Raw genomic sequence first — 15,656 nt, forward strand, 5'->3', positions numbered from 1 at the left:
AATAGACATATTGTCAGTGTTCATCACACCATGGTTAAAACCTACAGACATCCACTGTGCCATAAGCCTTGCAGTGATGATCATCACATCATTAAATAGTAGGGTATAGCGATTTTCTTTACCCTTGATATGAGGGAAATTTTCATCAATAACATAATCTGCTAATGCTTCCAGTTCTTTAAACAACCCTTGATGAGCATAGTACTCAAACGTACCAAAACGTACCCAGGAGGTGCTGACACGACACACAATGGCACCTTTTTCTATCTTTTCACGTCGTATATTCTGGTCTGAACCTATGAGCCCTAAACATAGTGTACTTGGTATACTTAGTCCTTGCATCGCTTCACTCATAAGATACTCTCTAATACTTGAGCGAAGAACGGCACGTCCATCTCCACTGCGTGAGTACTCCGTAGGACCTGCACCTTTGAGTTGTAGATGATAATTATCTATAGTGCCTATGTTAATTGCTCTTCCATCACCTAGACGTGGTACATAGTGCCCAAACTGATGCCCAGCATAACACATCGCAAAAGTATCAGCTCCATCTAGATGATACTCTCCATTCAGTAGTTTTACAAAGTTGTCACTCTGAAGTTCACTCTCATCGATCTTAAGTGCCTTGGCCACATCCGGATTTACATGAATAGGGTGAGGGTTATGTAACGGTGTAGGTGTTACTTTGTCATAACACTCATCTGACAATTGTAAATATGGATTCGTTAATTTTATTTCATTTAATTTCATGCTTGCATTCTACACAGCAAGGCTTTGAGGCTACTTAAGGCAAATAGGAGTATAATCACACAATAAAATTTGTAAGGAATATCACTATGGGTAGAGCGTTTGAGTACCGTAAAGCATCAAAAATGAAAAGATGGGGAACCATGTCAAGAGTTTTCCCAAAATTAGGGAAGATCATTACTATGGCAGCTAAAGAAGGTGGTCAAGATCCTGATATGAACCCTAAACTTCGTACGGCTATCCTCAATGCAAAAGCGCAGAATATGCCTAAAGACAATATCGATGCAGCCATCAAGCGAGCTTCGGCAAAAGATAGTGCTGATATCAAAGAACTTACTTATGATGTCAAAGCAGGTCATGGGGTACAAATGATAATTGAATGTGCCACAGACAACAACACCAGAACCGTTGCAAATGTAAAAGCTATCTTAGTACGTAACGGTGCGGAAATGCTTACTTCAGGCTCTTTAAATTTCATGTTTACCCGTAAATGTGTCTTTGTATTTAACAAAACTGATGAGATGGACTTAGAAGAGTTAGAACTGGAACTTATTGATTTTGGTTTAGAAGAGATAGAAGAAGATGTAGAGCCTCAAGAAGATGGTGATGACATCAAGATCGTAAGAGTATATGGTGATTTTACTGCTTTTGGAGAATTAAGTAAGGCATTAGAAGATATGAATGTTGAAGTTAAAAAAGCAACATTAGAGTACATCGCCAATACACATGTAGATCTTAGTGATGAACATATGGAAGAACTAGATACTCTCATTGATAAACTTGAAGATGATGAAGATGTACAAACAGTCTTTACAAATATAAATTAATTCCTAAGGTATAGGAGGTGCCTGCATCTCCTCACCAATTTTAGCATATGACCTACCTACTCTGGCTATGGCATCAAGTTCCATAGTCATCTTTTCTTTATCAGATATGATCATCTCATCTACATAAAGATGTTTGATCTCTATGATGACAGGAATCGTTTTACTTCCTTTTAACTCCACTTCTTGAAGATACTCACAAAAGAATGCCACTTTGATCCCTTCAACTATAGGTGGAAAATCATCAAATATCTTTTGCGTTGGAATATCAAATACTTCAGATTCACTCTCTGTAGGCTCTAGTCCCTTAGAACTGAGATGCATCATATCAAGTTTACTCTCATCTGTGATACAAAGTACGCATTTTTGAGACGCTCGAAGATTTCGAAGGGTATCTTTTGGTGTTCCATCAGCCCTGTGTCCTATAGATACTATCATAGCAGCAGGGTCAGATGAGAGAGGTGTAAAGTAAGAAAAAGGAGCGATGTTCACCACTTCACCCTCTGTAACTATCCATGCGACAGGTCGAGGGATAACAAGTTGTGACATCAGTTTGTAGCGGTCTGTTGAAGCCTGATCTTTAAAATCTATTAACATCTTAACTCCTCAAAAGATATATTAGTGCGCTCCGTGCTGTTCTACGAATTCCTCATAACCACCTTCAAAGTCAATCACTGTACCATCTTCATTGATCTTGATAATACGGTTTGCAAAGGCATCGATAAGTTCTCTATCGTGAGAAACACAGATCACACCACCATTATAGTTATGGAGTGCTTCACCTAAAGCAACGATAGCCTCAAGGTCAAGGTGGTTGTTTGGCTCATCCATCACCAAGAAGTTTGAAGAGTCCATCATGATCTTAGAAAGCATGACACGGTGTTTTTCACCACCCGAACACGCATCGATCTTCTTTTTCTGTTCTTCTCCGGAGAAAAGCATACGCCCAAGTGTTTTTCTTATATCATCGATATGCCATTTAGGATCAAAACCCTGTATCCATTGTGGTAACTCTTCATCACCTACAACCAGGTCTGTTGTATTTTGTGGGAAGTAACTATGTGTGATGGTTTGTCCCCATTTAAAGGTTCCACTATCTGCCTCTGTCTCTCCCATAAGAATTTGAAGCAGTGTTGTTTTACCTACACCATTCGTACCTATAAGGGCTATTTTATCGCCTTTGTTTATCTTAAATGTAAGATTTTCAAAGACTTTTTCTCCATCATAGCTTTTGGAAAGACCTTCAACCTCAAGTACTTCATTACCAATATCTCTATGTGCCTTAAACATAATAGACGGATCACGACGTGATGAAAGTTGTATGGCTTGAACATCTAGTTTATCTAATTGTTTTTGTCTTGATGTTGCTTGTTTTGCTTTAGAAGCATTTGCAGAAAATCTTGTAATGAATTTTTCAAGTTCTTCTTTTTCCTTAAGCCCTTTGGCTCTGTCTGTTTCTGCTTGTTTAGCTATAAGGTTTGCAGCGATGTACCATTCATCATAATTCCCCGTGAACTCACGTATATTTTGAAAGTCAAGATCAAGTATATGTGTCACAACACCGTTTAGAAAGTGTCTATCGTGAGAGATCACAAGCAGTGTACCTTCATGACGTTTAAGTTCATTTTCCAACCAAGAGATAGTCTCCATGTCAAGGTTGTTCGTAGGTTCATCGAGTAGCAGTACATCTGGTTTCAAGAAAAGTACTTGTGCCAATAATATCTTGAACTTATCGCCACCCGTAAGTGAAGACATTAGATCATCATGTTGTGACACAGGAAAACCTAAAACTGCAAGAAGTTTTTCTATCTTTACATCAGATTCATAGGTAGGATCTTCGTCTGCACAGATCATTTCAAGTTCACCTAGACGGTTGTTGACAGCATCATCTTCAAAGTCACCCTCCATGTAGAGTTTCTCTTTCTCTTTTTGTGCATCATAAAGTTTTTTGTTTCCATAAAGTACGGCATCTTTAAGGGTAAAATCTTCAAAAGCATATTGGTTTTGGCTAAGCATACCCAGTTTTAGTCCTGGCTGAAGCTGTACTTCACCATCACTTTGTTCTATCTCTCCTGCAAGTATCTTCATAAATGTAGACTTTCCTGCACCATTTGCTCCTATGAGCCCGTAGCGTTTACCTGCATCTAAAGTGATATTGATCTTGTCGAAAAGAACTCTCTTTCCGTATCTTTGTGTTAAATTTACTGTACTAAGCAAGTGTGATCCTTGTATATATATTATTGCGATTTTATCATAATGTTCTGAAAGTGGAAGAAAGTGGTGAGGAAAGAGTTTTCATAACATATATGAAAACTCTTTACATGAGTTAAAATTTAATTCAGTAGCTCAATAATATTTTCAATAGGACGTCCAATAGCAGCTTTACCATTTTTTATCACAATAGGTCTCTCAATCAGTTTAGGATTATTTACCATAGCTTCTATAAGTTGGTCTTCATCAGTAACTTCTTTGAGATTTAATTCTTTATAGACAGCCTCTTTGGTTCTCATTAGTTCTCTGGCTGTGATCCCTAGCATCTTAAGTAGTGCTACAAGTTCCTCTTTAGTTGGAGGAGTTTCTAAGTATTTGACGACTTCTGCATCAATGCCTTTCTCTTCTAAAAGTTTTACTCCGTCTCTTGATTTTCCGCATCTTGGGTTATGCCAGATGGTTACATTTGCCATTGTATTCTCCTTTATTATGTAATTTAACTATTTTTTTATCTACGCCGGTAATGACACTTTTATCTTTACCTTCATAGTCTATATTTGAGAGTAGATACCGTACGGCGTTGATACGTGCTCTTTTTTTATCATTTGCATCCAGCTCACACCAAGGTGCATGATCGGTACCAGAGACTTCAAACATCTTATCACGCAAGATTTCGTAGGTACCATAAGCATTCATCGACTTATAGTCCAACTCAGAGAGTTTCCAGCTTTTAAGCGGATCTCTTTCTCTGTCTTTGATACGGTTTTTTTGTGTTTCGTGTGAAATATTCAGGTAAAACTTGAAAAAGAGTACACCATCATCTCCCAGCATCTCCTCTACACCATTGACCTGTCGGTAAAAATGATCATGCTGTTCCTGTGTACAAAATCCAAATACTTGTTCTATCCCTGCCCTGTTGTACCAGCTTCTATCAAAAAAAACTATCTCACCTGCATTGGGTATCTGCTTTAAATGACGTTGGAAATACCATTGTCCCAACTCTTTTGAATTGGGTTTTGGTAAAGCTACAGAACGGGCTTCTCTTGGATTTAAATAATTGTTAAACTCTTTAATACTTGAGCTTTTCCCTGCCGTATCCATACCTTCAAAGATCACTAACAGTCTTTTATTATTATCGATCACCCATTTTTGAAGTTTGACCAGTTCATGCTGAAGTTTCATCGACTCTTTTTCATAAAACTTTTTTTCAATTTTTCCAGATTTCTTGAAGACTTTAGAAGACTTCTCTTTATACTCTGCCAATTTTTCAGTATAGATTATCTCTTGTTTAGTCATCTTTGTCTGCTCTTAATTCTTTAGGTATCTTTTTATTGGTTTGGGCTCCTAGTTCTTTAAGTTGCTGTACTTGTCTTACAAGGTTTCCTTTACCGTCACTCAATTTACTTCGTGCAGCAGAAAAGCTTCCCTGAATACCGTCTATCTGTTTAGAGATCTTCATCAAGTCTTCAGAGAAGCCGACGAACTTGTCATACATTGCCCCTGCTCTTCTGGCTATCTCTTGGGCATTTTGATTTTGACGTTCATACTTCCATACATTTTCTACGGCTCTCATAGCAACAAGTAATGTGGTTGGTCCTACAAGTAGTATCTTGTTTTTAAAAGCGTTGTCATAAATACCGCTGTCATGTTCCAGTGCCACAGCCAATGCACCTTCTATAGGCATGAACATAAAGATAAAGTCTAAGGTATTCACCTCTTTGAGACGCTCATAGTTCTTATTAGAAAGTCCCTCTACATGTGTCCTTATAGAAGTTAAGTGAGAAGTGAGATGTATTGCTTTACTCTCCTCATCTCCTGCATTAACAAAACGTTCATACGCCACAAGTGATGTCTTCGCATCGATGATCAGATCTCTGTTGTCAGGTAAATGCACAACTACATCCGGACGTAAGATCACATTTTCATCTGTGCGCAGACTGACTTCACGTTCAAATTCGAAGCCTTTACGCAGTCCTGAAGCTTTCAGTACATTTTCAAGTACCATCTCACCCCAAACCCCTTGTTGCTTACTGTCACCTTTCAGTGCATTGGTAAGGTTAATGGCATCTTTACTTATCTTTTCATTCAGTTCTTTGAGTGAATTGATCTCATTTTTCAACACCGCCCTGTCTTGACTCTCAGAGTTATACGTATCCGCTACCTGTTTTTTAAATTCTGAGATCTGTGTTTGAAGTGGTTTAATCATATTATCCAGGTTTTCTTGTGAAAAATCTGCAAATTTCTGAGAATTTCCTTCAAAAACTTTTCTAGCCAACGATTCCAGTTCATCTTTTATCTCTTTTTTATGGGAGTTCATCATCTCTTTTTGAGACATTGCATGTCTCTCTTCACTTTCGAGTTTCATCAATAAACGAGCATTATTTGTACGATATCTGCTGTTGTCCTCGAGTATACTGTCTTGACGCTCCTTCAACGTATTATGTTCCGCTAAAAGTGTTGCATGTATCTCATGTGCATTCTCAAGATTCGCTTTTAACTGACTAAGCTCTTTTTCTAATTCATTATAGTTTCCCTGCAAAGTCAACAAGGTTTCGTTGGTCGCTTTAAGTGTTTCTTTGGTCTCACTGAACTGTTGTAACTCCTGCTCATTACTTGCTTTTGTGATCTGGGAGGCTTGAAGCTCATGCTCCAGAGCAGAAATATATTCTGTTTTCTCTTCGTTATCAACTTTTGTATTCCAATACCTGTCTTTATAAGTTTTGACTTTCATTGCTGAGACTACGATCACAAGTACAATGACCAAAAGTACTGCTAATGCCATCCCTGCCATCAGCATTAAAGTAGAATCATTCTGTATTTTTAACAACAGTTCCTGCATAGTTATCCTTGTATCATGTCATAATTTTTAGGATAGTTACATTTCATACTTTGAGTAGGTAAATTTCCTTTTCCGTACTTCATATGCTTAAATACGATCTGCACCTTGTTATCCAGATCATCATAATACGCGATACTGTGAAGGTGTTGCTTTTTATCTACTTGTATCGTATATTGTTTGTTTTCATATTCTGCGACATAGATATTTGCACTATGGAGTGTTGCTTTTTCTAAGATCTTAGCGATATCAATACCTTGTGTTATAAGATAAGCAGAAACCTGCTCCAGGTCATGGTCTACCACAAGTAGTTCTAGACCATTGGTACATACTTCTTTTTTTGTTGGTTCTTCATAACTCCATTTAAAAAGTGTCTCATTTGAAAAACGTACTTTTCCACTGTAAGTAATTATTTTTTCTTTTGTATTTGTTATTTTCTGTGTAAAATCTGCCTGAAAATTTTCCGGTAATTCTATGTTGGCAAAGAGCACAGATGATGCCAATAATAGTAACGATAATAGTCTCATTCTTTTTCCTTTTATAACTTGAAATATACCAAAATAGCACTTGTATCGTGGTAATGTATGTCATATTGTCATAAAATTGTGAGGCAAGCGTGTGAAGTGTTCACCCTTTCATAACGGAATATTAATCACTATTTAGATAAAATAATCCCAATTTATGCAAAGGCAACACCTACAATGATAAAAAGCGTACTCAAACTCTTTGGCACACAAAATGACAAGATCGTAAAAAACTATCTCAAAAAAGCAAAAAATATAAATCAACTTGAAGCTCAATATGAAGCAATGGATGATGAAGCTCTCAAAGCTGCATTTGAAGCACTCAAAAGTGACGTGCAAAATGGTACTAAAACTTTAGATGCTGTACTTTATGACTCTTTTGCGATTACAAGAGAGGCATCAAAACGTACATTGGGTCTGAGACATTATGATGTACAGATGGTTGGAGGTATGGTACTTAATGACGGTAACATCGCAGAGATGAAGACAGGAGAAGGTAAAACACTTGTAGCAACCCTTGCTGTTGTACTCAACGCTATGACAGGTAAAGGTGTACATGTTGTCACTGTCAATGACTACCTTGCGAAAAGAGATTCCGAAGAGATGGGTAAACTGTATGAGTTCTTGGGTTACAGCGTAGGATGTCTTACCGCTGAGATACATGATGAGATGAGTAGAAAAGCTCAATATAACGCAGATATCACTTATGGTACAAATAACGAATACGGTTTTGATTACCTTCGTGACAACATGAAAGTAAGAGCCGAAGAGAAAGTACAACGTGAACATAACTATGCTATCGTGGATGAAGTAGACTCCATCCTCATCGATGAAGCCAGAACGCCACTTATTATCTCCGGACCTACACAACGTGACCACAACCATTATGCCAGAGCTGATACTATAGCTAAGCAGATGGAACGTGGAGAAAAGATAGAGACTAAAGCCGGTGAGCCTGAACAGACTACAGGTGACTTCATCGTTGATGAAAAGAACAGAACTATCGTGATGACAGAAGATGGACTCCAAAAGGCACAAGACCTATTTGAAGTAGAAAACCTGTACAACCTTGAAAATGCCGTACTCTCTCATCACCTTGACCAGGCACTTAAAGCACACTATATCTTTGAAAAAGATGTTGACTATGTAGTACAAAATAATGAGATCATTATCGTTGATGAATTTACAGGAAGACTCTCTGAAGGTCGTAGATACTCAGAAGGATTGCACCAGGCACTTGAAGCCAAAGAAGCGGTAGAAATACAGGAAGAGTCACAAACACTTGCAGAGATCACTTACCAGAACTACTTTAGACTTTATGAAAAACTTGCTGGTATGACAGGTACGGCGCAAACTGAAGCTACAGAATTTTCTCAGATCTATAGCTTGGATGTTATCTCTATTCCTACCAATGTACCAATTGCCAGAATAGACAAAAATGACCTTATTTACAATACCGAACGTGAAAAACTTGACGCTGTTGTAAAACGTGTCAAAGAACTTCATGCCAAAGGTCAGCCGGTACTCATTGGTACTGCTTCTATCGAAAAGTCTGAAATGATAGATGCCAGACTCAAAAAAGAGAAGATACCACATAATATGCTCAATGCCAAAAACCACGCTCAAGAAGCAGAGATCATTATGAATGCTGGACACAAAGCTGCTGTCACTGTTGCAACGAATATGGCAGGACGTGGGGTCGACATTAAGATAGATGATGAAGTAAGAAGTCTGGGTGGGTTGATGATCCTTGGTACAGAACGTCATGAGAGTAGACGTATAGACAATCAGCTCAGAGGACGTTCAGGACGTCAAGGTGACCCGGGAGAGACTCAATTTTTCCTTAGTCTTGATGACAACCTTCTTCGTATCTTTGGGGGAGAGAAGATCAGAAACATCATGAACAGACTTGGAGTTGAAGATGGTGAATATATCGACTCTAAGATCGTTACACGTTCTGTAGAGAAAGCACAGAAAAAAGTAGAGAATCAACACTACGAATCAAGAAAACACATCTTAGAGTATGATGATGTAGCCAATCACCAAAGAAAAGCGATCTATGCATTTAGAAATCAACTCCTCGATACTGAGTTTGATATAGACAGCAAGATCAAAGAGAACCGTGCTGAGTATATAGAGTTCCTTTTGACAGAATCTGAAATATTTGCAGGTATGCCAACAGAAGATTTTAATATCGAGAAACTTGCTGCACTAATCAAAGAAGAACTTCGTATCGACATACAAAGTGAGCAGTTTAAAGACAAAGAAGTAGACGAGATCACTGAAATGATCACAAGAATGATGGAAGAACTATACGAAAATAAAATGTCTCAGATCGAACCAGAACAGAGACAAGAGATAGAACGTATCTTGTATCTTCAAGTGCTTGATCCTCAATGGAGAGATCATCTGTATGAAATGGATGTACTTAAAACAGGTATCGGGCTTAGAGGATATAACCAAAAAGACCCTCTTACTGAATATAAACAAGACAGTTACAAACTCTTTACAGACCTGGTTAGCCGCATCAAACTTGAAGCAGTAAAAGTGCTTCAGCTTGTACAGTTTGACTTTACTTCTCCAGAAGAGGAAGAGGCTGCGATTGAGAACATTAGAGAAGAATTAGAGAGTGATGTTGCAAATGCTAAACTCAGTACAGATGAAGAAGAAGCACCTAAGAACAAACCTGTAACAGGTACGAAAAAGCCTAAAAGAAATGATCCTTGTCCATGTGGTTCAGGTAAAAAATACAAAAGCTGTTGTGGACAAAGTGGGCCTAAAAAAGGATTGTTGGCATAATGTCCACTCCTGCCAGAATCTCCTCGCCTAATAAAAAATTTGTTAGGCACATCATCAAACACTACCTCAAATACGATAAAGAAAATCCCTTTATCTTTATCTCTGCAGTTTTAGCCTTTTTAGGTATTGCTGCGGGCGTGATGGTGCTGATGATCGCTATGGGGATCATGAATGGTACACAAAAAGAGTTTACTAAAAAACTTTTTGTCATGAACTACCCACTTACCGTACTTCCATTGGAGGAAGATGCAGTCAATGATGACCTCATCACTTCACTAGGTGAAAAGTTCCCCCATCTTCAATTTAGTCCTTATTACACTACGCAGGTCATCACGAAAAATGACGGTGCAGTACAGGGATCATTGGTCTATGGAGTTAATTTTGATAAAGAGAGTAAGATAAACAGTATTTTTAAAGAGGCTAGAGGCAACGAAACAAGTAAGTTCAGAGTTGTCCTGGGAGAAGGTCTCTCTTTTGAGATGAATGCCATTAAAGGTGATAAGGTCACACTTTACTTTTCAGAACAACAGGCTGTCGGTTTTGGAACCATGCCGCTTCAAAAACGTTTTATCATAGATGGTATTTTCAAGTCTGGTCTAAAAGCCTATGATAAAGCCATTATGTATACCTCTTTGGAAGCATTTGAAAAATTGCTTGACCGTAAACACGGAAGCTATGATGGCCTACATATCTATACAGAAAATCCTCTTGATGAAATAGCCGAGATCAAAAGTGCTTTACCAGATATGGTACTTATAGAAGGTTGGTGGCAACAAAATGGGAACTTCTTTGCCGCTATGGAAATGGAGAAAAAAGCACTTTTTCTGGTCTTACTGCTTATTATCCTTGTAGCATCACTCAACATTATCTCCTCTTTACTTATGACGGTGATGAGCCGAAGATCAGAGATAGCACTTATGCGTACCTTAGGTGCCACAAAAAAAGAGATAAGTTCTATCTTCTTTAAGTTAGGGCTCATTATAGGAAGTGCAGGTATTGTGGCCGGCACACTCCTTGGTGGACTTGGTATTTGGATACTCTCTACTTTTGATATTATCTCTATGCCAGCTGATGTTTACGGTACTTCAAAACTACCTGTTGACCTTACCTTAAATGATTTTGGATTGATCATTTTAGGTACGAGTATCATTATACTACTTTCAGCCCTCTATCCAGCGAAGAAAGCATCTCAAACAGATCCTTTAACTGTACTTAGAAATGAGTAGAGTACGATCCTCTCTAATTAAACATATCCATCACTGAGTTTCCGTGTTCAAACACATCGAAAAGAGAAGCTTCCTCCTCCTCTTCAAAAATGTTAAAAGGTGAGTCATCAAATACACCGAACATTGTATTATACATTTTAGAAGAGTTATACATCATACCTGACATCATTTCTGCAGATTGTCCAGAATACTTGGCCCCCTGATAAAATTGAGTACCTGTATCCATAATACCCCCAAGTGGTGTTGATGCAAAGAAGCCATCATCTTCTTCTTTCTTAGTAGCTCCAAAGAGACTAGGCAGTTCCAAATCCATACCTATGGTATCTCCAAAAGTACTTAAACTGTTCGAGAAAGAAAAACCTTCATCTTTTTTTGGTTTCTCTTCCAAACGTAATGTTTGCTTGATACTTGACAATGTGCTATCCATATCTAAACCATCTTCTAAACCAAGTTTTTCCTTTACATCATTCACTCTCTTATCAAATGAACTTTCATATTTGGGAACCCGATAATCGATATTTAAATCATTTCTTATTTTGTCTAATTTTTTAACTTCCGCACTTGGTTCTTTGATATTTAACTCTTCCTTCACTTTTTTTAATTTCATCTCTCTTGGACTAAGTTTAGGTGCATGTATATTTAATTCTCTTCGTATTCTTTCTATTTCAGTCTCTTTATTAATCGCTTGATTTTGTTTAGGGGGCTGTTTCTTCTTTTTTACAGGTTTTAGCTCTAAACTCTTAGCTTCATGCAGCGGTTTATCTTCTATACGGTATTGATTCTTTATTTCTTGAAAAGCGTCTTCTTCAGGAGGGATCAATGCCTGTTCCATGGGTAAGAGTTCACTATCTATACCGGAAGAGATTTCTGAACTTTCATCTTGTATCGTGTAGGGGGTCTTTATATCATGCAAAGACCTCTCTTCATTATTATTTAAATCAGCCCAAATAAAAACACTCAGTCCCAGCGTGATTAAAAGAATTTTATTCATTGTTTTATTCTGCCTTATTACATAACTTATATATTTATTATACACTATTCTGATGTATTTATAATTTGTGCTGGTGATTCGAGCGCTCTTTTGAGTATTTGTAGAGGCAGTGTAAGTATTTCCTTTCCTGCAGATGTGTTTACCTGTGGATCATCCAATGTTCCTGTAATTTGTAGTCCAATGGTCATACTCTTATCTTTACCCATTAAGATATATCCTACCAGAGGTAAATTGCTCACAACCTTACCTAGCTCTCTTGCCGTTTGTATAGCAAGATTTAGATTAATCGTTTTTTTATTCAAGTCAATTTCTCCGGTTCCTGCGATCGTTGCTGAAGTACCTTTTATATAGATTGAGTCAAATATGATCTTATCTTGTTTGATCATTCTGTATTCGACAACCCCCTCTTCAATAGTAAAACCTTTTACAGAATACCCTGGATTTCGTAAAGATGCCAAAGCGGGTATCGTATTGATGAGGGCCAAAGTGTTATTGTATGCTTTAAAATCTTTCATCACTCCACCTTCTACAATAACCTCACCTTTCATTGTTGCCTCAAGATTTCCTGATAGTTTAAGCGTGTAACGTCCCTCATGTAAACCCTCAAAATTAATTAAAGGATGTAGTACTTTATCTTTAATGCGAAATGCCTGTACAGAGAAAATATCTTTATCCTTAGAATACTTTATAATATCTCCACCCGAACTACCTATAGCTTTTATATTTCCATTTGATTTTATATCCATATCATAACTGTCCATAAGTAGACTGTAGTCTTTATATCTTAGATTACTCTTTTTACCTAAAATCAGCAAATCTTTATCTTGACCCGTTTGCGTTTTATCTTTTATTTTTAAAAGTTTATCAAAGTCAATATTTAGATTATGCAGTTTAATAAGTGACTTTGCATTGCTGTAATACAAGCGTTTATTAAACGCATAAAAATCCATACCTTTTACACTTGCTTTACCATAGAAAGGAACTCTGGTTTTACATTGGTCCTCTTTTTCATAAAAAACACATGATGTTCTTTTTAGCATGCCTTTAAACGTATATGTTTCAAAATCTTTAGTTTTTATATCTACATGACCCCCTTGCTCAATGGGTCCAGGATCAGGAAGATATGGTTTAATTTTATTGAGATCCGTTAATAAAATAACTGTCTCATTTGTATCATGCGTAAGCCTTGCATAGAGTTTAGGTATAACAACTTCTATATGTTCTCCATACGCTAAATCAAAAGGCAAGGTTTGATTTTCCAAAATAAAAAATTTCTTTTTTTCATCTCCAAGTTTTATCGTTTTCGCATCAAAGATCAAATTAGCTTTTTCTTCTTTCAAATCTATCTTACCATGAAGTACACCTTCATATAGTATATCTTTGAGATAAACATTTTTTAAAGTAATCAATCCCATTTTATACTGCAGATTACCTTTTTCAATAGAAAGTTTGATTTTTTCCAACCATATATCACCTTTATCAAAGTCAACATTTACAAAGAAATCTTGATACTGATTTTTTAAACTTAGATCTGCCATAAAGAGAGCAGTTACTGTGCCACTAGTTTGATTCAATGGCAGTATGAGGTCATAGGCTTTTAATAAATTCTGTATTTTACTATCAAAACGGGTATTAGTTCTAATTTTAAGTTTTAGATTAGTATCAGGGTTGAGTAAATTGAGTATAGAAACTTCACTTCCTTTTAAACTTATCTTTTCATATGTCGGTGCTTTTAAATCAAAATAAAGTCCACCATTTTTATAAGTCAATATAAAACTTGGTGCCAACACTGGTTCAAGATTTTCTTTAAAATGTATTTTAGTCTCACTAAAAAGAGCCTCTCCCTTTAATGCATCAAGATCCATTTGGAATTGCTCATTTTTAAGAGACCCTTTACCGCTTAAAGAAAGTAATTTATAGCTCTTAGCTTCTACTTTATCCAATACCCAACTTCTAACAGCCTCTTCTAACTCGAAGTTAGAGATGATGGGTCTCAAATCTGTAAATGTATTACTGTTCAATGCAAAGTTAATTTCATCTTTCTCTTTCTGTACGTTAAAAATTCCTGTGATGTCGTTAAAAAGGAATTGACCTTCCGTTGTGAGTATATCTTCATCTAGATCATAGGTGATTTTTCCACTCATTGTGAGGTTGTGTTCTTTAATAGTAAATATAGGAACAGTTGATTTCAGTATCGTGCCATCACGACTGATATTCCCCGAAATCCTATAATCCTGGCTATCTATCCATAGAATATCATGACTAAATATGATACTAAGTGTGTTATTGTCAAATTCGAGTTTTTTAAGTTCTATATAGTCAAAAAAAGTAAGTACATATTTGATACGCTCAAATGTATCATGAACACTATTTAAAGAAGGTTCTGCTTTACTTTTAGGGATAATGACATTATCTACTTTCAAAGTAAGCTTTTTATCGAGTTTAATGTATAATCCACCTACATTAAAATCAGCTACTTTAAACGTATCTAATTTGATACCTGCCAAAAGCCATAGGAAAAGAGCAAGAAAAAGGACAACGAAAAAAATGAGTGTATTACGTAAAAGCACATGGATAGCATGGGCAGAAAACATTACACTGGTTTTGATCATCTCTTTTGCCTTTTATACTACACTACCCATTAAAACAACCCGAACACTTCTGGTTCCGCAGGGTTCTATTACACATATTATATCACAGCTGACACAAAAAGGCTATGCGTTAAGCCCCATAGACAAATATATTTTAGTCTTTCTTGGTCAACCTCAAAGTGGGTGGGTAGATATAGGAGAGACAGACTTAAATCGTATCGATTTTTTATATAAACTTACCACTGCAAAAGCTAGAATGGAAGAGATAACGCTCATCCCTGGTGAAACTACAGAACTCTTTTTAACTTCAGTAGCCACCGATCTGGAACTTGATCAAACAAAATTAGAAACCTATTATAAAAAGTTTTCTAATTATCCTGAGGCGGGTATCTATGCCGATACCTATTATGTACCTTATGGGATCACTGAACAACACCTCATGCATTTTCTTCTTACTGAATCTGAAAAAAAATATAAAGAGATCTCTGAAAAGATCTATGGGAACTATAGCAAAAAACAGTGGCTTAATATACTCATCATCGCTTCTATCATACAAAAAGAAGCAGCCAATACAAAAGAGATGCCTATCGTCTCATCGGTTATTTACAACCGTCTTAAAAAAGGTATGCGTTTACAAATGGATGGAACGTTGAATTATGGTAAATACTCACACATCAAAGTCACCCCGGAACGTATCAAAAATGACACAAGCAGATTTAACACATACAAATATAAAGGCTTACCTCATTCACCTATAGGTGCCGTCTCATTTGATGCCATTATCGCTGCTATCAAGCCATCCAAAACAAACTATCTCTACTTTATGAAAAATGCACAAGGCGTGCATGACTTTACCGACAGTTATAAAAAACATCGCAAAAATATTCAAAAAGCACGTTGATTTTAA

General features: G+C 36.8%; 13 protein-coding genes. 4 read left to right on the forward strand and 9 right to left on the reverse strand.

Annotated features, from left to right (window positions below):
* A partial coding sequence (locus ABYK33_RS02345) for a protein adenylyltransferase SelO family protein (protein WP_373031308.1) occupies window positions 1-750 on the reverse strand: 750 nt, incomplete at its 3' end.
* An 86-nt stretch (window positions 751-836) separates the two neighbouring features.
* Here ABYK33_RS02345 and ABYK33_RS02350 point away from each other — a divergent pair.
* On the forward strand, window positions 837-1,574 hold the full coding sequence (locus ABYK33_RS02350; protein WP_373031310.1) for a YebC/PmpR family DNA-binding transcriptional regulator: 738 nt from the start codon (window positions 837-839) through the stop codon (window positions 1,572-1,574).
* A 3-nt stretch (window positions 1,575-1,577) separates the two neighbouring features.
* Here the strand turns inward: ABYK33_RS02350 and ABYK33_RS02355 are convergent, their stop codons facing one another.
* The 6 genes from ABYK33_RS02355 to lolA form a co-directional block, all read right to left on the reverse strand.
* The gene (locus ABYK33_RS02355; protein ID WP_373031311.1) at window positions 1,578-2,168 is read right to left on the reverse strand and encodes a flavin reductase family protein; all 591 of its coding nucleotides are present in this window, start codon (window positions 2,166-2,168) and stop codon (window positions 1,578-1,580) included.
* A gap of 21 nt (window positions 2,169-2,189) precedes the next feature.
* Entirely contained in the window at window positions 2,190-3,788 is a 1,599-nt protein-coding gene (locus ABYK33_RS02360) for an ABC-F family ATP-binding cassette domain-containing protein (RefSeq protein WP_373031312.1), read from the reverse strand.
* A 116-nt stretch (window positions 3,789-3,904) separates the two neighbouring features.
* The gene (gene arsC / locus ABYK33_RS02365) at window positions 3,905-4,255 is read right to left on the reverse strand and encodes an arsenate reductase (glutaredoxin) (protein WP_373031313.1); all 351 of its coding nucleotides are present in this window, start codon (window positions 4,253-4,255) and stop codon (window positions 3,905-3,907) included.
* On the reverse strand, window positions 4,230-5,078 hold the full coding sequence (ppk2, locus tag ABYK33_RS02370) for a polyphosphate kinase 2 (RefSeq protein WP_373031314.1): 849 nt from the start codon (window positions 5,076-5,078) through the stop codon (window positions 4,230-4,232). Before ppk2 ends, arsC begins: the two co-directional genes overlap by 26 nt.
* A complete protein-coding gene (gene rmuC, locus ABYK33_RS02375) occupies window positions 5,071-6,621 on the reverse strand; it encodes a DNA recombination protein RmuC (RefSeq protein WP_373031315.1) in 1,551 nt (516 codons plus the stop codon). Before rmuC ends, ppk2 begins: the two co-directional genes overlap by 8 nt.
* A 2-nt stretch (window positions 6,622-6,623) precedes the next feature.
* Window positions 6,624-7,145 carry a LolA-like outer membrane lipoprotein chaperone gene (lolA, locus tag ABYK33_RS02380; protein WP_373031316.1) on the reverse strand — a complete coding sequence of 174 codons (522 nt, stop codon included), beginning with the start codon at window positions 7,143-7,145 and terminating at the stop codon, window positions 6,624-6,626.
* Window positions 7,146-7,319: 174 nt separating this feature from the next.
* On the opposite strand from lolA, the gene secA reads away from it, so the two are divergent.
* Both secA and ABYK33_RS02390 read left to right on the forward strand, forming a co-directional pair.
* Window positions 7,320-9,941 (forward strand): preprotein translocase subunit SecA, encoded by a 2,622-nt coding sequence (gene secA / locus ABYK33_RS02385; protein ID WP_373031318.1) that lies wholly within the window; start codon window positions 7,320-7,322, stop codon window positions 9,939-9,941.
* The gene (locus ABYK33_RS02390; RefSeq protein WP_373031319.1) at window positions 9,941-11,167 is read left to right on the forward strand and encodes an ABC transporter permease; all 1,227 of its coding nucleotides are present in this window, start codon (window positions 9,941-9,943) and stop codon (window positions 11,165-11,167) included. The genes secA and ABYK33_RS02390 overlap by 1 nt, the downstream gene beginning before the upstream one ends.
* 13 nt (window positions 11,168-11,180) lie before the next feature.
* Here ABYK33_RS02390 and ABYK33_RS02395 read toward each other — a convergent pair whose 3' ends face one another.
* The gene (locus ABYK33_RS02395; RefSeq protein WP_373031321.1) at window positions 11,181-12,158 is read right to left on the reverse strand and encodes a hypothetical protein; all 978 of its coding nucleotides are present in this window, start codon (window positions 12,156-12,158) and stop codon (window positions 11,181-11,183) included.
* Between the two features lie 44 nt (window positions 12,159-12,202).
* Complete coding sequence (locus ABYK33_RS02400) at window positions 12,203-14,770, reverse strand: AsmA-like C-terminal domain-containing protein (RefSeq protein WP_373031322.1); 2,568 nt, start codon at window positions 14,768-14,770, stop codon at window positions 12,203-12,205.
* Between ABYK33_RS02400 and mltG the strand changes: the two genes are divergently transcribed.
* Window positions 14,706-15,650: an endolytic transglycosylase MltG gene (gene mltG / locus ABYK33_RS02405; protein WP_373031323.1), complete on the forward strand. Its 945-nt coding sequence runs from the start codon at window positions 14,706-14,708 to the stop codon at window positions 15,648-15,650. The two genes, ABYK33_RS02400 and mltG, sit on opposite strands and share 65 nt — an antisense overlap.
* Window positions 15,651-15,656 lie beyond the last annotated feature (6 nt).

Origin of the sequence: Sulfurovum sp., assembly GCF_041562805.1 — a bacterium.
GTDB lineage: Bacteria > Campylobacterota > Campylobacteria > Campylobacterales > Sulfurovaceae > Sulfurovum.

Excerpts from the sequence above, each read along its gene's own strand:
- ABYK33_RS02350 (WP_373031310.1), top strand. The coding sequence starts at position 837 with ATGGGTAGAGCGTTTGAGTACCGTAAAGCATCAAAAATGAAAAGATGG.
- ABYK33_RS02355 (WP_373031311.1), bottom strand. The coding sequence starts at position 2,168 with ATGTTAATAGATTTTAAAGATCAGGCTTCAACAGACCGCTACAAACTG.
- arsC (WP_373031313.1), bottom strand. The coding sequence starts at position 4,255 with ATGGCAAATGTAACCATCTGGCATAACCCAAGATGCGGAAAATCAAGA.
- ppk2 (WP_373031314.1), bottom strand. The coding sequence starts at position 5,078 with ATGACTAAACAAGAGATAATCTATACTGAAAAATTGGCAGAGTATAAA.
- rmuC (WP_373031315.1), bottom strand. The coding sequence starts at position 6,621 with ATGCAGGAACTGTTGTTAAAAATACAGAATGATTCTACTTTAATGCTG.
- lolA (WP_373031316.1), bottom strand. The coding sequence starts at position 7,145 with ATGAGACTATTATCGTTACTATTATTGGCATCATCTGTGCTCTTTGCC.
- secA (WP_373031318.1), top strand. The coding sequence starts at position 7,320 with ATGATAAAAAGCGTACTCAAACTCTTTGGCACACAAAATGACAAGATC.
- ABYK33_RS02390 (WP_373031319.1), top strand. The coding sequence starts at position 9,941 with ATGTCCACTCCTGCCAGAATCTCCTCGCCTAATAAAAAATTTGTTAGG.
- ABYK33_RS02395 (WP_373031321.1), bottom strand. The coding sequence starts at position 12,158 with ATGAATAAAATTCTTTTAATCACGCTGGGACTGAGTGTTTTTATTTGG.
- mltG (WP_373031323.1), top strand. The coding sequence starts at position 14,706 with ATGAGTGTATTACGTAAAAGCACATGGATAGCATGGGCAGAAAACATT.
- ABYK33_RS02400 (WP_373031322.1), bottom strand. The coding sequence starts at position 14,770 with ATGATCAAAACCAGTGTAATGTTTTCTGCCCATGCTATCCATGTGCTT.